The organism is Salinimicrobium oceani, from assembly GCF_012037645.1.
In genome coordinates, this window is sequence record NZ_JAAVJR010001120.1 from 1 (window position 1) to 357 (window position 357).

A 357-nucleotide genomic window follows, 5' to 3' on the forward strand; every position below is an offset into this window, starting at 1 on the left:
TCCCATAACAGCTGCCGTATATGCTCCCAAAATACCCAGGAACATGGAGATTGCAATGACAAAAGGATAAGTAAGCATGGCGATGATCTTAGGGAAAACCAAATAATTTAAAGAATTTATCCCCATCACTTCAAGGGCATCTATTTGTTCGGTTACTCTCATAGAGCCAATACTGGAAGTGATAAAAGAACCTACTTTACCCGCCATGATGATCGAAATGAAAGTTGGAGAAAATTCCAGGACGATGGATTGCCTCGCCGCAAAAGCGATAAGACTTTTCGGAATAAGAGGATTGCTTAGGTTAAGAGCAGTTTGCAGGGATACAACTGCTCCAATAAAGAAAGATAAAAAACCTAC

Annotated in this window: 1 protein-coding gene; it reads right to left on the reverse strand. The window is 40.3% G+C overall.

The features are described 5' to 3' along the window. Positions 1-357, reverse strand: a 357-nt coding sequence (locus tag HC175_RS21065; protein WP_168139919.1) for an MlaE family ABC transporter permease, incomplete at both ends; no start/stop codon positions are given.